The organism is Photobacterium malacitanum (assembly GCF_900185615.1).
GTDB classification, from domain to species: domain Bacteria; phylum Pseudomonadota; class Gammaproteobacteria; order Enterobacterales; family Vibrionaceae; genus Photobacterium; species Photobacterium malacitanum.
Genome location: NZ_FYAK01000006.1, coordinates 66,421 through 86,960, shown reverse-complemented (window position 1 = coordinate 86,960; position 20,540 = coordinate 66,421). Strand labels below are relative to the sequence as shown.

The 20,540-nt window shown below is 39.8% G+C and carries 21 protein-coding genes; 10 read left to right on the top strand and 11 right to left on the bottom strand.

Annotated features, from left to right (window positions below):
* Positions 1 to 146: 146 nt before the first annotated feature.
* From PMAL9190_RS13785 to PMAL9190_RS13775, 3 genes are all read left to right on the top strand, one after another.
* Complete coding sequence (locus tag PMAL9190_RS13785; protein WP_087845698.1) at positions 147 to 866, top strand: glycosyltransferase family 25 protein; 720 nt, start codon at positions 147 to 149, stop codon at positions 864 to 866.
* Positions 867 to 945: 79 nt separating this feature from the next.
* Complete coding sequence (locus tag PMAL9190_RS13780) at positions 946 to 2,061, top strand: glycosyltransferase family 9 protein (protein WP_087845697.1); 1,116 nt, start codon at positions 946 to 948, stop codon at positions 2,059 to 2,061.
* Positions 2,058 to 3,146, top strand: coding sequence for a glycosyltransferase (locus PMAL9190_RS13775; protein ID WP_087845696.1), 1,089 nt, complete (start codon positions 2,058 to 2,060; stop codon positions 3,144 to 3,146). Before PMAL9190_RS13780 ends, PMAL9190_RS13775 begins: the two co-directional genes overlap by 4 nt.
* Before the next feature lie 37 nt (positions 3,147 to 3,183).
* On the opposite strand, the gene PMAL9190_RS13770 is transcribed toward PMAL9190_RS13775, so the two are convergent.
* Both PMAL9190_RS13770 and lpxM read right to left on the bottom strand, forming a co-directional pair.
* Complete coding sequence (locus PMAL9190_RS13770; protein WP_159458401.1) at positions 3,184 to 4,371, bottom strand: O-antigen ligase family protein; 1,188 nt, start codon at positions 4,369 to 4,371, stop codon at positions 3,184 to 3,186.
* On the bottom strand, positions 4,358 to 5,311 hold the full coding sequence (gene lpxM / locus PMAL9190_RS13765; protein ID WP_087845694.1) for a lauroyl-Kdo(2)-lipid IV(A) myristoyltransferase: 954 nt from the start codon (positions 5,309 to 5,311) through the stop codon (positions 4,358 to 4,360). The genes PMAL9190_RS13770 and lpxM overlap by 14 nt, the downstream gene beginning before the upstream one ends.
* A gap of 296 nt (positions 5,312 to 5,607) precedes the next feature.
* On the opposite strand from lpxM, the gene PMAL9190_RS13760 reads away from it, so the two are divergent.
* Positions 5,608 to 6,279 (top strand): TetR/AcrR family transcriptional regulator, encoded by a 672-nt coding sequence (locus PMAL9190_RS13760; protein WP_087845693.1) that lies wholly within the window; start codon positions 5,608 to 5,610, stop codon positions 6,277 to 6,279.
* Positions 6,280 to 6,330: 51 nt separating this feature from the next.
* On the opposite strand, the gene envC is transcribed toward PMAL9190_RS13760, so the two are convergent.
* Together envC and gpmM are read right to left on the bottom strand one after the other, a co-directional pair.
* Positions 6,331 to 7,623 (bottom strand): murein hydrolase activator EnvC, encoded by a 1,293-nt coding sequence (gene envC, locus PMAL9190_RS13755; RefSeq protein WP_087845692.1) that lies wholly within the window; start codon positions 7,621 to 7,623, stop codon positions 6,331 to 6,333.
* Positions 7,624 to 7,630: 7 nt separating this feature from the next.
* Positions 7,631 to 9,172 carry a 2,3-bisphosphoglycerate-independent phosphoglycerate mutase gene (gene gpmM / locus PMAL9190_RS13750; protein WP_087845691.1) on the bottom strand — a complete coding sequence of 514 codons (1,542 nt, stop codon included), beginning with the start codon at positions 9,170 to 9,172 and terminating at the stop codon, positions 7,631 to 7,633.
* A gap of 374 nt (positions 9,173 to 9,546) precedes the next feature.
* Here gpmM and PMAL9190_RS13745 point away from each other — a divergent pair, with 374 nt between their 5' ends.
* The 4 genes from PMAL9190_RS13745 to cysE all read left to right on the top strand — a co-directional run bounded on the left by PMAL9190_RS13745 (position 9,547) and on the right by cysE (position 12,632).
* Complete coding sequence (locus tag PMAL9190_RS13745) at positions 9,547 to 9,984, top strand: rhodanese-like domain-containing protein (protein ID WP_087845690.1); 438 nt, start codon at positions 9,547 to 9,549, stop codon at positions 9,982 to 9,984.
* A gap of 130 nt (positions 9,985 to 10,114) precedes the next feature.
* Positions 10,115 to 10,585 carry a protein-export chaperone SecB gene (gene secB / locus PMAL9190_RS13740; RefSeq protein WP_087845689.1) on the top strand — a complete coding sequence of 157 codons (471 nt, stop codon included), beginning with the start codon at positions 10,115 to 10,117 and terminating at the stop codon, positions 10,583 to 10,585.
* A gap of 19 nt (positions 10,586 to 10,604) precedes the next feature.
* Entirely contained in the window at positions 10,605 to 11,618 is a 1,014-nt protein-coding gene (gene gpsA / locus PMAL9190_RS13735) for an NAD(P)H-dependent glycerol-3-phosphate dehydrogenase (RefSeq protein WP_087845688.1), read from the top strand.
* 198 nt (positions 11,619 to 11,816) lie between these two features.
* The gene (gene cysE, locus PMAL9190_RS13730; protein ID WP_087845687.1) at positions 11,817 to 12,632 is read left to right on the top strand and encodes a serine O-acetyltransferase; all 816 of its coding nucleotides are present in this window, start codon (positions 11,817 to 11,819) and stop codon (positions 12,630 to 12,632) included.
* 85 nt (positions 12,633 to 12,717) lie between these two features.
* Here cysE and PMAL9190_RS13725 read toward each other — a convergent pair whose 3' ends face one another.
* The 3 genes from PMAL9190_RS13725 to PMAL9190_RS13715 form a co-directional block, all read right to left on the bottom strand.
* Positions 12,718 to 13,182: a tRNA (cytidine(34)-2'-O)-methyltransferase gene (locus PMAL9190_RS13725; RefSeq protein WP_087845686.1), complete on the bottom strand. Its 465-nt coding sequence runs from the start codon at positions 13,180 to 13,182 to the stop codon at positions 12,718 to 12,720.
* A 92-nt stretch (positions 13,183 to 13,274) separates the two neighbouring features.
* A complete protein-coding gene (gene cpxA, locus PMAL9190_RS13720; protein WP_087845685.1) occupies positions 13,275 to 14,648 on the bottom strand; it encodes an envelope stress sensor histidine kinase CpxA in 1,374 nt (457 codons plus the stop codon).
* Positions 14,648 to 15,340, bottom strand: coding sequence for a response regulator (locus tag PMAL9190_RS13715; RefSeq protein ID WP_087845684.1), 693 nt, complete (start codon positions 15,338 to 15,340; stop codon positions 14,648 to 14,650). The genes cpxA and PMAL9190_RS13715 overlap by 1 nt, the downstream gene beginning before the upstream one ends.
* A gap of 201 nt (positions 15,341 to 15,541) precedes the next feature.
* Between PMAL9190_RS13715 and PMAL9190_RS13710 the strand changes: the two genes are divergently transcribed.
* Both PMAL9190_RS13710 and pfkA read left to right on the top strand, forming a co-directional pair.
* A complete protein-coding gene (locus PMAL9190_RS13710) occupies positions 15,542 to 16,015 on the top strand; it encodes a CpxP family protein (RefSeq protein WP_087845683.1) in 474 nt (157 codons plus the stop codon).
* 498 nt (positions 16,016 to 16,513) lie between these two features.
* Positions 16,514 to 17,476 carry a 6-phosphofructokinase gene (gene pfkA / locus PMAL9190_RS13705; RefSeq protein WP_087845682.1) on the top strand — a complete coding sequence of 321 codons (963 nt, stop codon included), beginning with the start codon at positions 16,514 to 16,516 and terminating at the stop codon, positions 17,474 to 17,476.
* A gap of 155 nt (positions 17,477 to 17,631) precedes the next feature.
* Here pfkA and tpiA read toward each other — a convergent pair whose 3' ends face one another.
* From tpiA to PMAL9190_RS13685, 4 genes are all read right to left on the bottom strand, one after another.
* Positions 17,632 to 18,402, bottom strand: coding sequence for a triose-phosphate isomerase (tpiA, locus tag PMAL9190_RS13700; protein ID WP_087845681.1), 771 nt, complete (start codon positions 18,400 to 18,402; stop codon positions 17,632 to 17,634).
* Between the two features lie 221 nt (positions 18,403 to 18,623).
* Positions 18,624 to 18,920 (bottom strand): DUF3135 domain-containing protein, encoded by a 297-nt coding sequence (locus PMAL9190_RS13695; protein WP_087845680.1) that lies wholly within the window; start codon positions 18,918 to 18,920, stop codon positions 18,624 to 18,626.
* 126 nt (positions 18,921 to 19,046) lie between these two features.
* Positions 19,047 to 19,790, bottom strand: coding sequence for a ferredoxin--NADP reductase (locus tag PMAL9190_RS13690; RefSeq protein WP_087845679.1), 744 nt, complete (start codon positions 19,788 to 19,790; stop codon positions 19,047 to 19,049).
* Between the two features lie 13 nt (positions 19,791 to 19,803).
* The gene (locus PMAL9190_RS13685; RefSeq protein ID WP_087845678.1) at positions 19,804 to 20,421 is read right to left on the bottom strand and encodes a helix-turn-helix transcriptional regulator; all 618 of its coding nucleotides are present in this window, start codon (positions 20,419 to 20,421) and stop codon (positions 19,804 to 19,806) included.
* Between the last annotated feature and the right edge of the window lie 119 nt (positions 20,422 to 20,540).

Below are 20,540 nucleotides of genomic sequence, written 5' to 3'. Positions count from 1 at the left end.
TTACAATACACGAAAACATTATGAAATATTGGTCTGAATTTTTATAGAGTAGATAATTATTTTTTAAGAAAAAGCAAGTTATTACAGATAATAAAGTCACCACGATTTGGGGTTATTGATAAGTATAATGAGTGATTTAAAAGGATATGATGAAAGTACTTCTTATTAGTCTCGCTTCTTCAACAACTAGAAGAGATCATGCAGAGACGATACTCAAGAGACATGGGCTTAGCTATGATATTATTGATGCTGTTGATGGACGGTTAGGAATCGATCCCTTATTACAGCGTTATGATGAAGCTAGTTTTATTCGTCATCGTGGCCGTAAAGCTTTGGCTGGAGAGCTAGGCTGTTACGCGAGTCATATTTTAGCTTGGCAACAAGTCATTAAGCTCGATCAACCAGTGGTTGTTCTTGAAGATGATTTTATTCTTCGAGATGATTTTTGTGCGTTAATTGAAGTGGCTAAATCATGGATGAATAAGCATCATTTTATTCGACTTGAGCCATGGAAAACGAAGCTTTTTTATTCGGCTGCAGAGCTGAATGAGGTTAAATTAGTTAAATTTTTAAAAGTGCCTCAATGCACTACTGGGTATTTTATTTCGCCACATTGTGCGCAGGCATTTTTAAGTGCAAGCGAAAAAATGATCTTACCTGTAGATGTATTTATTCGTAATACATATTTGCATCGACAAGCTATTTATGGGCTTTATCCAGCTCCGGTTAGACCTGGAGGCGATAAAAATTCGACGATTGGTTGCCGTAAGCAAAAAGTAATGCAGCCATTAGTGAGAATTAAAAAGTTAGTAACACGATTATATTCTAGTTTTTTATGTGCATTTGTTAATGTAATTTCTCGCTAGCTATTATTTTTTAGCTGATGTTTTTAAATGTAGTTATTCATATTTTTTATTTATATATTTACGGTGGTTGAGCTTTTATATGAATTGGGTGAGAAAAATAAAGGCAGGATGGCGTTTCATCCGTAACAAGATGAAAGCATTAAAACTTAATCTTTATCGAAAAGTATACGATAAGCGCATGCAGGAGATTGATTTTGAGCCATCGAAGATTAAAACAATTCTACTCCTACGCTGGGATAATAAGTTAGGTGACGCCATTATGTGTGGTAATTTTATTAAATTACTGCGCCAATATCGCCCAGATATAAAGATTACAGTTTTAACGGGTACGACGACAAAACTATGGTTGGAGAACGCCGCGCCTGCTGATAATTATATTATTTATAATAAAATGAAGAAAAAGCAGATAATAACTGATAATTTTGGTAAATTTGATCTGTTTGTTGATCTTGGTACGAATTGTAGCCATAAAGATTTATGCTTATCCTCTCAGTTTAAGGCCAAGCATTACCTTGGTTTTAATAAACAGCACTATCATTTATTTGATGTTGAAGTTGCACCACAATATGTTCATTTTAAAGAGCGATATATTGCAGCCGCCAAACTACTTATATCTCACCCCATTGGTGAACAATGCCAGTTACCTCTTCCGGAGTTTAGTCAGCAGCGAGCTGATTTGCAGCTATTTATTAATCAAGCACAACAACAATTTAACCACGTAGTAGGGGTTAATTTATTTGGTTCAAGTAAGTATCGTCGTTTTTCATTTGAACATGCGAAAACATTAATACTTCAATGGCGACAGCAGTTCCCTGATGATTTATTAGTTATTATCCCGACACCGGGAGAGGATAAATTTATTGCGCGTTTAGTCACTGCTGTAAATGATGCTATGGTTATTTCACCTAACTGTCTTGCAAGTTTTGAAATATCACTAGCTATTATTGATATTGCTGATTTTACCTTTACTCCGGATACTGCTGTAGTGCATATGGCATCGGCACTCAATAAACCGGTTATTGGCATTTATCGTTACAATATGCAAAATTATGAGGAATGGAAACCTGTTGGAATGTATTCTCAGCGGTTGCTTAATCGTAAACCGTTCAGTGATAATGATAGCGTTCATGTGCATGAGTTTGATTGGCAGGATTTAGTGTTGGCACGTGCAACTATTTTAAAGGCGTTAGCATGAGAATTGGTTTCTTTTTGCGAGATTTGAAAATTGAAGGCGTGCAAGTTGTTGCTTTGCGATTGGCGAAAGAGTTTATAGCACTAGGGCATCAGTGTGACTTTATTTGTTTAGATGCAGAAAAAGAGCTAGAAGTAGATAGTGATATACAACTTCATATACTTAATATTCCGAAAGAAATTAAGTATAAGAAAATAATAAAATATGCTCCAATATTTTCAAAATGGTTGTATGACGAAGATTGTAAGCATAAGTTTGATGTTATTTTATGTGGGCATGGTGACACTATAAATATAGTTTCTGTAATTGATGATCCGCGTTTGATAATCCAGCAACATAGCTGTGATAAAATAAGCTACGAAAATAAAAACTATTTTAGGAAATTAAAGTATCGGCTAAAGCTATTAAAAAAGATTAATAATAAGCATATTATTTGTGTTTCTAAAGGCATGGCTGATTTTATTTCATCAATTACAAGCTCTTACCTGAGTATTACAACTATTTATAATCCGTTTGCGATTGATGAAATAAAGAGCTTATCAGAAAAACCACTAGATGAGTTTTTTTTAAAAAATGATTATATTTGCTATGTTGGACGACTAGCAACAGAAAAAAGGCTAGAACTATTAATTAATGCCTATGCCTTAATTAATAAGGACGTAAATTTATTTATTATTGGTGATGGCTGCAATGAGTATAAAGCATCTTTATTAAAATTGATTGATAGGTTAGATATTAGTGATAAAGTATTTATATTTCCATTTTCTAATAATCCATTTCCTATAATAAAAAAAGCGAAGGCATTAATATTAACTTCAGAAACTGAAGGCTTTGGTAATGTATTAGTGGAAGCTTTAATTTGTCAGACACCAATCGTAAGTGTTGACTGTTATTCTGGACCTGCAGAAATTATGACTGGCCAACTGAAATATTATTTAGTTAAAGAAGCAGAACCTGTAAATATTTCAAGTAAAATTGATGAATTATTGTTAAATAAAGAAGCAGTAGACTTTGAAAAGATATATATTAATTTTGATGCAACCAAAATAGCTAAACAATATATACAGTTTTTTTCTATGATTAAATAAGTAAAAGGCACCTAGTTATAATTGGTGCCTTTATCGTTTACAATGATGTTCGGTTGGGATTATTTAAAAACAAATAAATAAAAACAACGTATAAAACAAAGACTTGTTTGTGTTCAAGTGGTACGTCGGTTAATCCACTTATGACGATACCAAGTGTTAACATAAGTATCGATAATTTACTTTCTTTCGAGTGCTCTGTCTTTTGTAGAATATAAAAAGGGAATAACAGAAACAATAGTAATAACATAAAGCCGATTATTCCATGCTTGACAGTTGTATCAATAAACTGATTGTGAAAGTGCAGCAGATGTAAGTTATAAAGTTGTGGGCTGATTTTTTTTTCGTGATAAAGATTTTCAATCGCAGGCTCAAAATTATCGCCAAAGCCAGATATTGGCTGCTGAGGAATAAGTAATAGAGCGGCTTTCCACATTGCTAATCTGGATGCTGTATTTGATAGATCGTCACCTTGTTTATATTGTGAAAATCCTTGAAACGTATCATGAATAAGACGGTCTTTAGTGGAGTATACACCAATTGTTGTTATAACAACTAAAATAGAAATAGTTGTTATTTTTATTTTTAAAGATAGTTTTGTTGATAAAATATATAAAAATAGGCATAAAAAAACTGATAAAACAGCAATTAAAACCCCACGAGTTTCTGTTAATATAATAGCGTAAAAAGAAGTTGCTGCAGCTAGTATCGAGATCGCTAGTATTTCTTTTTTATCTTTGTATATAAAACATAACATTATCGCTGCGATCATTAATATAAGACAGCAAGCTGCATACGGTATAGCATTTAATTGCCATACGGCTCGATCTAGATGTAAAATATTCTTCTGCCAAAATGCAAAACTAGTTGCACCGATACTACCAATAAGAGTGCTGTATGCTATTACACGAGTGGACACTATATTTAATGGAATAAAAATGAAATAAAGGATGATACATAAAACAGAACGAATATTAATAATATCTGATTTGTAGAAATAGTTATAAATAACAGATATACCTGAAAATATAATTAGTAAATATAGATATTGGTTATTTATTATATTTTTCTTTAATGGCGTAAAACCATACTTAAATAATGTTGTTATAAGAGCGATAACCGTAATAATAACAAGTACCTTATCACCATTTGAAAATAAAAATTGACCACTGATCATCCATGTAAACGGAAGGATAATAAATAGTAGTGCTAAGTTAGCTTTGAGCATAAGGTTTCTCATCATTATTCGGACGTGTCTTCAACAAGCGTAAAATCCACATATATTGCTCTGGGCGCTGACTAACATATTGTTCAATGCATTGATTCATCATGCGCGCATCTTGCTCTTCTGTTTCTGCAGGAAACGGCAGGGCGGGATAAAAATCCAATTCATACATGCCTGTTTCACTGTTGTACATGGCAAATAACGGTACAATTTTAGCGCGACTTAATTTTGATAGTCGACCTAAGCCTGCCATCGTCGCTTTGGTGGTGCCAAAGAAATCAACAAAGACACTGTGTTCTGGGCCTAAATCTTCATCAGGCAGGTAATAACCTAAATAGCCTTCACGTACTGATTTAATAAACGGTTTAATACCGCCACTGCGTTCATAAACACGGCCGCCATATTGCACCCGTTGACGGTGCATTAGCCAATCCGATACTGGGTTTTTTTGTTTTTTTGCCATTGCTGATACAGGTAATCCACGCGAGGCAAGTAACACTGCTGGAATATCAATAGCCCACGTATGCGGCACTAATAAAATCACGCTTTGTTGCTGCTCAGTAAGGCAGGTAAGGTTTTCCATACCACGAATAACCGTGTGCTGCTCAAGCCAAGCTTTATTGCGTAATGACAGCGATGCAAACCCTGTTAGAAAGCTGCCTGCAGTGATTAAATTTTGTAATAAAATCGCTTCGCGCTCAGCCTCTGATTTTTCAGGAAAGCACATTTTGAGATTAACGCGCGCACGATGGTTAGCACCGCTTTTAAGTTTGATGGCTTGTTTGGCAAAAATAGTTGCTAGTGCACGACGTGCACCATGAGGCAATAAGCTTAATAGTGAAGCAATGATTACCGCGAGCCACGTACCCCAATAACGAGGGTGGATAAAAGACCACTCAAACTGAGGGTTATAAGCTTGTTTGTCGTAATGGTTTTTAGTCATATCAATTACGTTTATCTCACGAAGTTATGGTGTGGACGAGTTATGATGCCAACGTACTTATAACGTGGTTATTGCCAGCGTCGTTTGTATATTCTACCGTTATTGAACTGAAGGTAAAATGATAATTAAATCAACCATTCATCCAGTTTATTAATACTGAGTAATAACGCATTTTTAGCAATTGAACATTATTTACGTTGATAGCTAAAGCCATGGTTTTTATTACCTTACTCAGATGATAAATCTTAAATTATGATAACATTATATCCACAGCAAGGGCGAAGGATGATAATAAAATGAAAACCCGCGATCGAATTATTCATGCAGCATTGGCGTTGTTTAATGAACACGGTGAACCCAATGTCACCACCAACCATATTGCTGCTGATTTAGGGATCAGCCCTGGTAATCTGTATTATCATTTTCGTAATAAAGAACAAATAATTCATTGTATATTTGATCAGTATGCCATTGATTTAAAAGTTAGTTTTGAGCCTATGGGTGCCGATGAAACTATCGAAGATAATTTATTACGTTATCTTGATGCGGTGTTTCTATTGATGTGGCGTTATCGATTTTTCTATGCCAATCTACCTGATATTTTACGCCGAGATGCGACGCTACAGGCTAAATACCTGGCAGTACAAAATCAACTTCAGCTTAATATTAGTCAAATTATGATCAATTTTCGTGATGCAGGTCTGCTTGCACTCGCTGATGCTGATCTCAAAGTATTAGCAGATACGCTAAAGTTGGTCGCTTCATCATGGATTAGCTATCAAACTACTCAAGTCGCGGGCGCAAAAATAACTCAGACAGTGATTTATCACGGTGTGCAACAAATGTTGAATATCGTACGTCCATTAGCGACCGATCTTGGTCAGCAACGCGTCACAGCATTGCAGCGTTATTATCTAGAACAAGAACAGCAGTATTTAGAGCAGCAGAAGATCGCGAGCAGTCAATAATCATTGAATAAGGTTGGCCTAATAGACCAACCTTGCTAATTCAATCGTATATTAGCGTTTTAACCATGGCCGCGGATCAACCGGTGTGCCTTTGCGGCGGATCTGGAAATATAGCCCTGGTTGTTCTTGGCCACCACTATCACCCACTAATGCTATTGGCTCACCAGCTTGCACTGAATCACCAATTTTCTTGAGTAGGGTTTGGTTATAGCCATAGAAGCTCATATCGCCTTTACCATGATCGATAGCGATCATCAGGCCATAACCGCGTAGCCAATCCGCAAATACTACTTTACCGGAGTAAATGGCTTTTACTTGGCTACCAATCGGTTGACTGATCACCATGCCTTTCCAGTGCAGTTCACGCTGTAATGGCGCACCATAATTATGGATGATTGGCCCTCGCAATGGCCATATCAGCTTACCTTTATGACTAGATAAGCCATCCATAGGTACTTTCATTTTAGCGTAACGCGCATTGAGCTGTTTAGCTTGTGCCTCTGCTATTGCCCTTGCTTTGGCTTCTTTGGCTGCAGCAATACGGGCCTGAGCTTCAGCTTCAGCCTTGGCACGTGCAGCAGCTTCAGCTTTAGCGCGTGCAATTGCTTCTGCTTTGGCTTTGGCGATAGCTTCAAGCATATTCTTTTCATCAGCCCGAAGATCAGCCAGAGCTTCAGTGCTGGTATGAATTTGAGCTTTTATTTTATTGAGCGTCAATTGGCGTGATTGTTGCTGGCTATCAAGCTGTTGTTTTTGTTGATTGAGCTCAGTAAGTGCTTGCTGCTTTTCGGTTTTTTGTTCAGCTAAGGTGTGAATCTTAAGCTGTAATTCAGTTTTGGTCGCATCAAGCTTATCAATGGCAGTGGCACGCGCTTTACTGACATATTCAGCATAGGTTGTCATTCGATCTAATTTTGCTGAATTTTCACCACTGAGAAGATTGGCGATGTCACTGTTATTGCCTTGACGATATTGAGCATTAATCAAGGTTTTGAGCACACTAAGTTGTTGCTGTTGTTGTTGTTGTAACTGCTGTAATTGATTCTCTAGCTTGGTAATTGACTGAGTTAGCGCGGCTAACTGGTCATTGGTTTGATGGATTTTATTTGCAGTTTGAGCGATATCCAGTTCATGTTGTTTAAGTTGTTTTTGTAACGCAGCATAGTTTTGCTGATTACTATCGAGCTGATTTTTTTGGCGTGATATTTCCTGTTTTACGCCATCAAGCTGTTTTTGACTGGATGCTGCACATGGGGCTGCAAAAACCACACATAGAAAAGCGCCAGTGCATAAAGCACTGGCGCGGATTTTTAGGTTGAGGTGTCTATGAATAATATCCCGCATGGGATAATTATTTCAGATTGTATAGCACCTGACCAGACATCTCTGCTGGGATTTCGATATCTGTTAGCGACAGCATTGTTGGCGCTAGATCAGAAAGCTTACCGCCAGACTTAAGATCAAGGTTCTTATTGCCAACGTAGATTAATGGTACTGGCAAGTTAGTGTGTGCAGTATGGATGCCACCCGTTTCAGGGTTGATCATCATTTCTGCGTTACCGTGGTCAGCTGTGATTAATAATTGGCCGTCCATTTCTTTGATTGCAGCAACAACTTGACCAATGCAGCTATCAAGCGCTTCACAGGCTTTAACCGCAGCATCATAAACGCCAGTATGGCCAACCATGTCACCGTTAGGGTAGTTACAGATAATAACGTCAAACTCGCCACTCTTAATTGCAGCAACTAATTTTTCAGTTAGCTCTGGTGAGCTCATTTCTGGTTGAAGATCGTAAGTTGCCACTTTTGGTGATGCAACTAATGAACGTGATTCACCTTCAAACTCGTCTTCTTTACCGCCGTTAAAGAAGAAAGTAACGTGGGCGTATTTTTCAGTTTCAGAAATACGTAGCTGTTTCTTACCTTTCTTTGATAGCCACTCACCTAGTGTATTATCTAGGCTTGCAGGTGCAAAAGCTGTAGTTAGTTCAATATCAGCAGCGTACTGAGTTAACATTACAAAATCAGCTAACTGTGGGAACTGTGCACGTGCAAAGTCAGTAAAGCTAGGTTCAAATGTACGAGTAATTTCGCGGGCACGGTCAGCACGGTAGTTCATGAAGATAACGCTATCGCCATCGGCCATGATTGCCGCTTCTTGGCCTTCAGCACGAAGTTCAGTTGCTTTAACGAACTCATCGTTTTCATCGCGCTCGTAAGCTGCTGCTAGACCTTCAGTGGCATTAGCGAAAGTATATTCACCTTTAGCTGCAGTCAGTAAGTTGTAAGCAACCTCAACGCGATCCCAGTTATTATCACGATCCATTGCATAGTAACGACCGACAAGAGACGCTGTACGACCTTTACCTAGTTTTGCAAATAGGGCATCAAAACGCTCTAGTGAATGTTGTGCGCTACGTGGTGGTGTATCACGACCGTCAAGGAAAGCATGTAGGTAGATTTTTTCTGCGCCACGTTTTGCTGCCATTTCAATAGCTGCAGCAATATGGTCTTCATGGCTGTGTACGCCACCAGGAGAAACAAGACCTAAAATATGAACCGCTTTACCTGCATTTACTGCTTTATCAATTGCGCTAACCAGTGCTTCGTTTTCAAAAAACTCACCATCGCCAATAGCTTTAGTAATACGAGTTAGATCTTGATATACCACACGGCCTGCACCGATATTAGTATGACCCACTTCAGAGTTACCCATTTGGCCTTCAGGTAGGCCAACTTCTAAGCCAGAAGCTGCAATAAGCGTATTAGGATTGTTAGCCATTAACGCATCCATTACAGGTGTGTTAGCGTTCGCAATCGCGTTATTGGCGTTATCTTCGCGGTAGCCCCAGCCATCTAGAATAACAAGTGCAAGTGGTTTCTTGGCAGACATATGCTGTCCCTCTTCGAATTAAATAAAATACATCAATTACCTTAATAGGCGCAGTGTACGACGCACCGCTTAAGGTAATTGATATAATAATTATCATGATTTTACTACAAAAGCACATTAAAGCAGTAGCAGTAGATGCAACTAAATCATCGCATAGCTATTTATCCTGTGAGTCGAATATAGGCATTTATTGATTAAAGTGTAAGCCCTAGATCACAGTTTTTTTCTATTTCATTGATAGGTCATTAGTCAATAAGCTTTTATACTCAGGGGTGCTGTTACAAGATCAGCATCCTAGGTATACTCACACTCATTTTTTTAGCCCCGTCATATCATGGCAGGCAGTAGCTAACCATGACAACAGAGTAAAGTAAATGCATCAATATATTGAATTTCTAACCAGTAACCCTGTTTTATCATTAGCTTGGATTGGTATTGTAGTTGCACTGATCAGCTCGATGGTAAAGGAGAAAAATGCTAAGTACAAAACGATTAGTATTAACGAAGCAACCGCATTAGTGAATAACGAAGACGGTGTGTTCCTTGATATTCGTAATCGTGATGAGTTCCGTAAGGGTCATATTGTAGGTTCAGTTCACATTTTACCAAGTCAAATTCAACGTCAGAACACGCCAGAGCTTGAAAAACACAAAGCTGCCCCAATTATTGTTGTATGTAAGACAGGTCAAACTGCACAAGAGAGTGCAAACCAGTTAAGTAAAGATGGTTTTACTAATGTTAACGTTTTAAAAGACGGTCTTATTGCTTGGAATGAAGCAAACTTACCGCTTGTTGCGAGTAAGAAAAAATAATTGTATTCGATGTAACTTTGCAGCCTGTTGAGTGTGAAGTTATGATTCAAATTGATGCAGCCTGTGGAATTCACAGTTGCTAGTATTGTTAATAGCTCGTGGTAGCGAGTATTTATAAAGGACTCCCAAAATGGCTGAAGCAGCAAATACTGAAGTACAACAAAACTTCCAAATTCAACGCGTATTCCTAAAAGATGTGTCTTTTGAAGCGCCAAACTCGCCAGACGTATTCCAAAAAGAATGGAATCCAGATGTGAAATTGGATCTTGATACTCAAAGCCGTGAATTAGCTGAAGGTGTATATGAAGTTGTACTTCGTCTTACTGTAACTGTGAAGAACGAAGAAGAAAATGCATTCCTATGTGAAGTTCAACAAGGTGGTATTTTCACTGTTGCTGGTATGGAAGCACCGCAGCTAGCTCATTGCCTAGGCGCATTCTGCCCGAACATTTTGTTCCCATATGCACGCGAAACAATTTCGAGCCTAGTGGTTAAAGGTACATTCCCACAATTGAACTTAGCACCAGTAAACTTTGATGCTTTATTCATGAACTACCTAGAAAACCAAGCTGAAGCAAATACTGCGAATTCAGAAGCTTAATTTGTAAAAAGTGACCAATATGATGAACGTTAATAATACGATTTCGATGGCAGTGTTAGGCGCTGGATCTTACGGGACAGCATTAGCAATTGCATTAGCCAGAAATGGTGCCAATGTCATTTTGTGGGGGCATGAACCTCAACATATGGCGCAATTGGAAATCGATCGTGCCAATGAAGCGTTTCTTCCTGGAGTAAGCTTTCCTGATTCGCTTATTCTAACCTCAGATTTACAAGCTGCCGTTGCAGGTAGCCGTGATGTGTTAGTGGTAGTACCGAGCCATGTTTTTGGTAATGTACTTACGCAAATGAAGCCTTTTTTACGTCCAGATTCTCGTATTTGCTGGGCAACAAAAGGGCTTGAACCGAATACCGGACGTTTATTGAAAGACGTCGCTGTTGAAGTTTTAGGCGACAAAATACCGTTGGCGGTGTTGTCAGGGCCTACGTTTGCAAAAGAATTAGCAGCAGGTATGCCAACCGCGATTGCCGTATCTTCACCGAATACTGATTTTGTAGCTGATCTACAACAAAAAATACATTGTGATAAGACATTTCGTGTTTATAGCAACAGTGATTTTATTGGTATGCAGTTAGGCGGTGCGGTGAAAAACGTGATCGCAATTGGTGCAGGTATGTCAGACGGTATTGGTTTTGGTGCTAATGCGCGTACAGCTCTTATCACACGTGGTTTGGCTGAAATGTGTCGCTTAGGCGCAGCACTTGGTGCGCAACCTGAAACCTTTATGGGAATGGCAGGTTTAGGCGATTTAGTACTGACATGTACTGATAACCAATCACGTAATCGTCGTTTTGGTTTAGCCCTCGGCCACGGTAGTAGTGTCGAGCAAGCTCAACAGGATATTGGTCAGACAGTAGAAGGTTATCGTAATACCAAAGAAGTGTGGTTATTGGCTCAACGTCATCAAGTTGAAATGCCAATTACTGAGCAAATTTATCAAGTGCTTTATCTTGGTAAAGATGCACGCGAAGCAGCAAAAGATTTACTCGCACGTGAGAAAAAGTACGAATAAAGTTGCTTGTTGTAGGTGATAACTGGTATCTATTGAATAACGCGAGCTTAGGCTCGCGTTATTTTTTATAACTGTACTAAAATACAATAATGTTCAGTGGCTTGATTGTGGAAAATTAGTCAGTCGCCGCTGTTACTGAAGTCATGACTGCTGATAGTCGTGGAAGTGATTACAATAGAGAGTGAAGCCGAGGAACTTGTGAAGGAATGTCAGCAATATCAATTATGGCTAGCGATTGAGCAAGAAGCACGACAGCAAGCAGAACAAGAACCTATGCTTGCCAGCTTTTATCATGCCACTATTATCAAGCATGAAAATTTAGCTTCAGCATTGAGTTATATCTTAGCCAATAAATTGGCAACACCATCAATGCCAGCGATGGCAGTACGTGAAGTAATAGAAGAAGCTTTCGTTAGTGATAGTAATATCGTTGAAGCTGCGGCTTGTGATATTCGAGCGGTTGTTGAGCGCGATCCCGCGATTGATGCTTATTCTATTCCATTACTTTACCTAAAGGGCTGTCATGCTCTACAGGGGTATCGTGTTGCGAATTGGCTGTGGAAGCAAGATCGCAAAGCGTTAGCTGTCTATTTACAAAATCAAATCTCGGTAGCGTGTCAGGTCGATGTGCATCCTGCAGCAAAGATTGGCTGTGGAATTATGTTTGACCATGCAACGGGAATTGTGATTGGTGAAACAGCCGTTATTGAAGATGAAGTATCGATTCTACAGGATGTAACCTTAGGTGGTACCGGTAAAGAAAGTGGTGATCGCCACCCTAAGATTCGCCAAGGCGTGATGATAGGTGCTGGTGCTAAGGTGCTAGGTAATATTGAAGTTGGGGTCGGCGCTAAAATTGGTGCGTGTTCTGTGGTATTAGAATCAGTGCCGCCACATACTACCGTGGCTGGTGTGCCTGCGATTATTATTGGTCGACCAAAAACAGCTAAACCGGCGACTGAAATGGATCAGCAGTTTAATGGCAGTGATGATATTTTTAAGAATATTGATTAAGGCTGCGTATTTCAGAGCAGAATAGTAATATTAACAAAGGCGATCATAGGATCGCCTTTTTGATATTTGGACATGAATAGTAATGCTAAATAGCACCACCAAAATCTAATTGACGCCATGCTTCAAAAGCAATAATAGCAACTGCATTGGATAAGTTTAAGCTACGGCTATCAGGTTGCATTGGAATACGTAACCGTTGTTCGAGAGGTAAACTAGCAATAAATTCAGCCGGTAAGCCACGTGTTTCGGGGCCAAATAACAACACATCACCTTCAGCAAATTCGGCATTAACATGGTAGTTAGTTGTTTTAGTGGTGCAGGCAAAAATACGTCGACCCGCCATGGCCTCCATAAAAGCATCAAAGTTTTTATGACGAAAAACATGGGTGAGTTCATGATAGTCTAAACCGGCACGACGCAATTTTTTTTCTTCTAAATCAAACCCTAACGGTTCAATTAAATGTAAATTGGCACCACAATTAGCGCTAAGGCGAATAATATTGCCAGTGTTAGGGGCGATTTCAGGTTCATATAACGCAATATCAAACATAGTTATTCTGCTTATTTGGTGCAAAAAGATGGCATATTGTGACAAGCACTACGTCAACAAGCAATCATCTTTATTGTTAAATTCGGTGATGCTCAACGGATCAGCGGTAATGTCATGCTGATCCGTAATCCACCTAGCGGGCTCGAGGTTGCTTTGATGCTGCCACTATGCTGACGCAGAGCACTTTCTGTGATTGCAAGTCCTAATCCGGTACCGCCACTGCTACGATCGCGCGCGGTGGATACGCGATAAAATGGTCTGAAAATATCATCAAGTTCATCATTTGGCACGCCTTCGCCATTATCGTCAATCGTGATCAGCAATTGCTGTTGTTGCTGAGTGAAATTAATCTCAATGACATCATTACCATATTTAATCGCATTGCGGATCACGTTCTCTAGTGCACTGATCAACAAATTAGGATTGCCTTTTAGTGGCCAATGTTGAAGTTGGTGATAGGTTAGGGTCTTATGGTGTTGCTCGGCTTCAAAGCGGGCATCTTCTAACATTTCATACCATAAGCTATAACCATCAATAATTTGTTGTTGTTGGTGGCTATTGACTTGCATTCGTGACAGCTCTAAGAGTTCGCTGATCATTTTTTCTAGTCGCTCAGCTTCAGTATCAATACGAGATAATTCACTGCTTTGGCCTTGTTTACGCTGTGCCAGTGCTGTCGCCATTCTTAGTCGTGTTAATGGCGAGCGTAATTCATGTGAAATATCAGATAACAACCGTTGCTGACCACTAATAATATTATTTAAAGCATCAACCATTTGATTAAAACTGGCGCCAGCCTGTTTAAACTCTTGTGGTCCTTGCTCTAAGCTAGGATCTACCGCAAATTCACCGCGAGCAACGCGCTCAGCAGCTTGTTGTAAGCGTCGTGCTGGACGAGTGACAGCCCAAGCTAACCACAATAAAAATGGTGTGCTTACCAGCATAGTAAGCAACAATAGTTTAAAGGGTTTATCCATTATTTGAATGAAAAATGGTGGTGCACCTCGCCAAACTTGACCGCTATACATATACAGTGGTTGATGTTCGGTGGTGATCATAAACGGCCCAGCCATTAGCCAGCGCCCATAAAGACGTTGTTTGGGTTTATTGGGGTTGTCAGCAATGGTAATGAAGTTACGTAGTGCTTTAGTGTGCTTTTGTGGCGCAATAATATCACCCTCAACGGTGGTGAAATAGAGCTGACTATTATGGTTATCGCGGCGTTTTGTAAGTGTTTTTACGTGGTTGATAAGCCTAGCATAGTTAGGAGAACGGTGGTTTTCTAGGCGCCGATTAACTTGAGATGCTTGCGATTGTAGTCGTTGCAATTGGTGTTCGGGAATCGGTTGTACCGAGCGAGGGTCATATTGAAACATCAGTACCAGTGCAACCACTACCACCAATAATGTGGTCCAGAAAATGGCAAAGATGCGTCCATAAAGGTGGGTAAAACCAGGCACTCTCATTATTGAGCCTCAACCAATAAATAGCCTTTACCACGTAGGGTTTTTATCAGTGGTTTACCATCACTACGTACTGGTAGTTTCTTACGTAAGTTTGAGACATGCATATCAATTGCGCGATCAAATTGGGCTAAGCGTTTGCCAAGTACTTCCAAGCTCAGCTCTTCTTTAGCTATGATTTTTCCTGGGTGTTGAACAAAATAACTTAATAACGCTAATTCAGTTCCAGTCATTTCAATTGGTTGTTGGTGATATAGGACTTCCTGGCGACCGGGGTAAATAGTGAGATCTTGATAAACCAGACACTCGCTATTGCTGGCTTTGGTGTCAGTATTTGTTTGAGTACGGCGCAGTACTGCACGCATACGAGCAAGTAGTTCTCGGTCGCTAAACGGCTTTGGTAAATAGTCATCAGCACCCAATTCAAGCCCAAGTACGCGATCTATTTCATCACCTTTAGCGGTCAGCATCATTACTGGTGTGGTGTGTTTTTCACGTAGACGGCGCAACATTTCAGTACCGTTCATTTTTGGCATCATCACATCCAGTAAGATCAAATCAATGCTGGCATCGACTTTTTGTAGTCCTTCAATGCCATTATTGGCTTCCTCAACCTCAAATCCTTCAAGCTCAAGAATATCTTTAAGGAGCGCAGTCAGTTCTATATCGTCATCGACTAAGAGAATTTTTGCCATTGTGAAGTCCTACTATGTAATGCGATCAACCAATTAAAGAGGCATTAGTATCGCTAATCTTTGCGTATACGCCAAGTTAAGCTGTATCAGCTTTACGCTAGTTTACGTTTACTAGACAGCGTTTTACCTTCCACAGGTTAAGATAACGACCAAGCCATACCGAATGGCAATTTATCAAATACTAATGCTGGAGAAACCACAATGAAATTATTTAATAAAACAATTGTTATCGCGATGGCATTACCATTAGCGCTAGGTTCAATGTCAGCCTTTGCTGGTCAAGAACATCATCATGAAATGAAAAAAGGCCATCATGGCGGTAAGTTGTTTAGCCAGTTAGATCTTACCGCGACGCAAAAACAACAAATGAAAACTTTGCGTCAAGCTAATCGCAGTGAATTCCAAGCACAACGTGCTGAAAACCGTAAACTGATGCAGGCTGAGCAGCAGCAACTTGAAAAGTTAGTGTTAGCGAGTAATTTTGATGAGTCAGCTGTACGTGCTGTGGCTGAGAAAATGTCTCAACAGCAGGTTGAGCGTCGAGTTGCGATGTTAGAGCAGCGTCATAAAATGCTTAATATTCTAACGCCAGAGCAAAAGCAAAAGTATGTTGAGCTTAAGCAACAGCAAGCAGAAAAACATCATATGCGTTTAGAAGCGAAACGACATCACTAATTAAGGGTGAGTTAGGTATTTATTAGCCATAGTCTTTACTATGGCTTTTTTTGTTTTTGATATTAAGTTTATTATTTGGTGTTTTTTTTAGTTCTTTAGTCATAAATGGCATCAGAACAAGGCAGTAATTGTATTTTTATGATAGGTTTTGTTATTAATTTTTATTATAAAACAGCTATACTGCGTGATATTAATTATCGCCATCATTTCCTCTATCATTAATGTCGACACCTATTATTAGTTATTATAGGTTTACTCAAAAAAATATAAAAATAACCATAATGACCGATTATAAGTATTGGCCGACGGGGAAGTGACGAGCTAGCGTGATATGAATCAACAAACTATTTCATTAAAATTGTAATACTTCTACATAAGTAGGAAAGTTTCAGTTTTCACGAACACAGTTTGATCGTCATCGACTGTGATACCGAGTGGGGGAACCTTGGTATATCGTGTTGGATTTGATTTTTCAATTCCCAAAGTCAGAGGGTAACCATGATTAAGAAGATTGGTGTTTTGACCAGTGGTGGTGACGCACCTGGTATGAATGCAGCGGTTCGCGGCGTAGTTCGTGCAGCGTTGACTGAAGGTCTAGAAGTTTACGGTATTTATGATGGCTACCAAGGCCTATATAACAACTGTATTAAAAAGCTAGATCGTCAAAGTGTATCTGATGTGATCAACAAAGGCGGCACATTTTTAGGTTCGGCGCGTTTTCCTGAATTCCGTGAAGTGGAAGTTCGTGAAAAAGCGATTGAAAACCTAAAATTGCATGGTATTGATGCATTAGTTGTTATCGGTGGTGATGGCTCATACATGGGCGCAAAGAAGTTGACTGAAATGGGTTACCCATGTATCGGTCTTCCAGGCACGATTGATAATGATGTTGCGGGTACTGATTACACTATCGGTTACATGACAGCAATGAACACTGTAATTGATGCGATTGACCGTTTACGTGATACCTCATCTTCTCATCAGCGTATTTCTATCGTTGAAGTTATGGGTCGTCACTGTGGTGATCTAACGCTAATGTCAGCAATTGCAGGTGGCTGTGAGTACATCATTACACCAGAAACTGGCCTAGATAAAGAGAAGTTACTAACGCATATCAATGAAGGTATTGCGAAAGGTAAAAAACACGCAATTATCGCTATCACTGAATTAATGACAGACGTTAATGCGCTGGCTAAATTTATCGAAACTGAAACTGGCCGTGAAACGCGTGCAACAGTATTAGGTCATATTCAACGTGGTGGTCAACCAACGGCGTTTGACCGTGTATTAGCATCACGTATGGGTGCTTATGCGGTTGATCTTCTTCAGCAAGGAGAAGGTGGTCGTTGTGTGGGTATTCAGTGTGAAAAACTGGTTCACCACGACATCATCGATGCAATTGAAAATATGCGTCGTCCAGTACGTAACGATTTATATGAATTAGCTGAAAAGCTGTTCTAAAATTACGTTATTAAGATACTGAAATAAGGAAGGTCGATAATTTTATCGGCCTTTTTTTATGCTGTTTTTAGAGATATTTTTAGAAGAGGCTAATATTTGTGGTAAAAAAAGGCCACTTAAAAGTGACCTTAATTTTATCTAATCATCAAGTGTGATTATTTTTTTGCTTCAGCTGCTGCTTTAGCGATAGCTGCAAAGCTTTTCGCGTCAAGTGCTGCACCGCCAACTAGCGCACCATCGATGTCTGGTTGTGCGAAGTAAGCTGCAGCGTTTTCTGGCTTAACAGAACCGCCGTATTGGATAACAACGTTCTTAGCAACTTCTTCAGATTTTTCAGCAATGTGAGCACGGATTTGAGCGTGAATGCGTTGTGCATCTTCAGCTGTTGCCGCTTTACCAGTACCGATAGCCCAGATTGGTTCGTAAGCGATGATCGCACCGTTAAGCGCTTCAACACCTTGAGTGTTGATAACTGCGTCGATTTGACGAGCACATACAGCAACAGTTTCACCCGCTTCGTTTTGTGCTTCTGACTCACCGATACAAAGAACAGGTGTTAGACCATTTTCTTTTAGGAAAGCAAATTTTTGCGCTACAAACTCGTCTGATTCGTGGTGGTATTCACGACGCTCAGAGTGACCGATGATGATGTGAGAAGCACCAAATTCTTTAAGCATAGCTGGAGACATGTCGCCAGTGTATGCACCGCTGTTGTGTAGGTCAGAGTTTTGAGCACCTAGGATGATCGCGCTGCCTGCTTCAGTAAGCGTACGCTCAGCAAGGTCAACGAAAAGCGCTGGTGGAGCAACTGCAACGTCTACGCCTGTAACACCTTCAAGTTCAGCGTTAAGACCGTTTAGTAGATCAACAACCATTTCTTTGCTGCCGTTTAGTTTCCAGTTACCCATAACTACAGGATGGCGCATAGTTTTTCTCCAAATTTAAATGACGTAATTAATTAACTACGTAAAAATATACCAGCCGAAACTGAATTTTTACTGTTCAAAATCATTAATGTACTTGGTTGTACCCTTTTCGCGACAAAAAGTGAACTACAAATAGAAAAATATTTCAATATATGCAGTTTCTTGTCGATTTTTTGTAACGTTTTGGCGGAATATGCTGCCAAGGGGCGACAGTAATTTGATCATTTGAACGGCAGTATTTGGGCAGGCTGTGGCGGAGAGTGTGATTGCAGAGCTTGGCTAAAACGTTGTAGTTGACGTTGCAATTCTTGCTGTAACAGGATGTTGCTATGGAGTGGATTACTCGCGTGATTAATCAGCCGATCAATATGGCTCTGTTGGGCACGTAAGCGGGGTTGCATCGCAGCGCTTGCCTGAGTGATCGCTTGGTCAATTAAGCGTTGGCGTAATAAAGCAAATTGCTGTGGATCTGTTGCTGCGAGGTGCATCAGTTGGTCAAAATCAGGCAGTGATTGCATTACGCGGCTCCTTATTTCATCCCTAATCTTTAACGATAGCTGATAGGGCAGGATCGCGCTGTCTTATTGTTGATAATGAGCCTGATGAGTCAGGCTCAGAAACAAGAAAATCAATGACTAATGCAGTTACCAATAATGTTCCATAGTAATTTGGCCTGGGGCTCGACGAAGATTTTTTGTTAAGCCTTTTGCCTCTAATACTGCTTTTGTATCACGCACCATTTGTGGATTACCACATAGCATCACCTGGCTGTTTTCGGCACTAAGGTATAAGCCAACATGGCGCTCTAATAATCCGTCAGCAATGGCTTGTGGAATACGCCCGGTTAAACACAATGGTGCCGGTTCGCGACTGACAAAGGGTTGCACAATTAACTGATCACCATACTGCTGCTTGAGCGCACTGATTTCAGCTTGATAACTGAGATCTGCTGCAAAACGTACCGCATGAATAAGAATAATTTTACGGTATCGATGCCAGACGTCTTTTTGACCTAAAATTGACAGGTAAGGGCCAATGGCAGTACCAGTTGCAAACAGCCATAAATGCTGACTATTGGCGATATCGTCAAGGGTAAAAAAGCCACTTGCTCGCGCTGATATTTGTACAGTGTCGCCTGCTTTTAAAGCGTGTAATCGTGGTGACAATAAACCATCAGCAACGCGAGTGGCATAGATCTCAATATCGGTTTGTTGAGGGGGGTTAACAAACGAGTAGGCACGTTGGATCAAGTTATCGCCGATCATTATTCCCAGTTTAGTAAATTGCCCCGCTTTAAACGGCTCAATGTTCGCGCGTAGCGATAAACTGAATAAATCTTGGTTCCAGTGACGGTTTGCAATAACTTGTGCAGGGATCCAATCAGCCATAGTGGCCTCCTCGTTATTTGGATGTTATTCGATAAGCACAGCGCCTTTGGCCTGTAATAATGTGTTCTTGACGGTAGATAACAGCATTTTCACCTAATAATTGTTGAAAAATAGCCAGTTCAGACTGACAAAGAGAAGGACATCGCGTGGCTGCAAGACAAATAGGACAGTGATTTTCAACTAATAAAAAGCCGTTATCATCGCAAATAAGCTCTGCCATATAACCATCACGTTGACGCAACTCTGCCAGTACGACGAGCTTAGCTTTTAAATCAGGGCAATCAGCAATGGCTGTTTGATAGTGTGTTAGTGTCTGTTGCTCGCGTTTATTGATGATTGCTTGTAAGCCTTGAGGACCAAATAAATCATTTACCGCATCAAGCGTTTGTACTGCTAGTTCAGAGTGGTGATCACTAAAGTGTTGGTGGCCTTGAGAAGTCAGTTGCCAATGGCGGGTTGGACGGCCGACTTTGACTTTTACGTCATAAGCATCGACTAACCCTTGTTCTTCCATCGCCTGTAAATGTTGACGAATACCCATAGTGGTTAACTGAAATTTATCAGCTAATACTTTAGCGGTAACTGGACCATCGCATTTGATGTGATAGAGGATTTTTTCGATAGTTTTCATAATCAGTCATTATTGCTGCTCTTATTATATTATGGGATCAGCTTATTAAATAAAGCAATATCTTTACAATGTAATAGTGCGTTAAAAGTAGGACTTCTTAGGTTTAAGAGTGGTGTCTG

What these genes read in the sequence shown, in the direction of transcription:
- PMAL9190_RS13690 (WP_087845679.1), bottom strand. Translation starts at nt 19,790, where the DNA reads ATGGCTGATTGGATCCCTGCACAAGTTATTGCAAACCGTCACTGGAAC.
- envC (WP_087845692.1), bottom strand. Translation starts at nt 7,623, where the DNA reads ATGCGGGATATTATTCATAGACACCTCAACCTAAAAATCCGCGCCAGT.
- gpmM (WP_087845691.1), bottom strand. Translation starts at nt 9,172, where the DNA reads ATGTCTGCCAAGAAACCACTTGCACTTGTTATTCTAGATGGCTGGGGC.
- secB (WP_087845689.1), top strand. Translation starts at nt 10,115, where the DNA reads ATGGCTGAAGCAGCAAATACTGAAGTACAACAAAACTTCCAAATTCAA.
- lpxM (WP_087845694.1), bottom strand. Translation starts at nt 5,311, where the DNA reads ATGACTAAAAACCATTACGACAAACAAGCTTATAACCCTCAGTTTGAG.
- PMAL9190_RS13785 (WP_087845698.1), top strand. Translation starts at nt 147, where the DNA reads ATGATGAAAGTACTTCTTATTAGTCTCGCTTCTTCAACAACTAGAAGA.
- PMAL9190_RS13695 (WP_087845680.1), bottom strand. Translation starts at nt 18,920, where the DNA reads ATGCAATCACTGCCTGATTTTGACCAACTGATGCACCTCGCAGCAACA.
- PMAL9190_RS13715 (WP_087845684.1), bottom strand. Translation starts at nt 15,340, where the DNA reads ATGGCAAAAATTCTCTTAGTCGATGACGATATAGAACTGACTGCGCTC.
- PMAL9190_RS13685 (WP_087845678.1), bottom strand. Translation starts at nt 20,421, where the DNA reads ATGAAAACTATCGAAAAAATCCTCTATCACATCAAATGCGATGGTCCA.
- PMAL9190_RS13745 (WP_087845690.1), top strand. Translation starts at nt 9,547, where the DNA reads ATGCATCAATATATTGAATTTCTAACCAGTAACCCTGTTTTATCATTA.
- PMAL9190_RS13710 (WP_087845683.1), top strand. Translation starts at nt 15,542, where the DNA reads ATGAAATTATTTAATAAAACAATTGTTATCGCGATGGCATTACCATTA.
- PMAL9190_RS13760 (WP_087845693.1), top strand. Translation starts at nt 5,608, where the DNA reads ATGAAAACCCGCGATCGAATTATTCATGCAGCATTGGCGTTGTTTAAT.
- PMAL9190_RS13780 (WP_087845697.1), top strand. Translation starts at nt 946, where the DNA reads ATGAATTGGGTGAGAAAAATAAAGGCAGGATGGCGTTTCATCCGTAAC.
- PMAL9190_RS13775 (WP_087845696.1), top strand. Translation starts at nt 2,058, where the DNA reads ATGAGAATTGGTTTCTTTTTGCGAGATTTGAAAATTGAAGGCGTGCAA.
- tpiA (WP_087845681.1), bottom strand. Translation starts at nt 18,402, where the DNA reads ATGCGCCATCCTGTAGTTATGGGTAACTGGAAACTAAACGGCAGCAAA.
- PMAL9190_RS13725 (WP_087845686.1), bottom strand. Translation starts at nt 13,182, where the DNA reads ATGTTTGATATTGCGTTATATGAACCTGAAATCGCCCCTAACACTGGC.
- gpsA (WP_087845688.1), top strand. Translation starts at nt 10,605, where the DNA reads ATGATGAACGTTAATAATACGATTTCGATGGCAGTGTTAGGCGCTGGA.
- pfkA (WP_087845682.1), top strand. Translation starts at nt 16,514, where the DNA reads ATGATTAAGAAGATTGGTGTTTTGACCAGTGGTGGTGACGCACCTGGT.
- cpxA (WP_087845685.1), bottom strand. Translation starts at nt 14,648, where the DNA reads ATGAGAGTGCCTGGTTTTACCCACCTTTATGGACGCATCTTTGCCATT.
- PMAL9190_RS13770 (WP_159458401.1), bottom strand. Translation starts at nt 4,371, where the DNA reads ATGCTCAAAGCTAACTTAGCACTACTATTTATTATCCTTCCGTTTACA.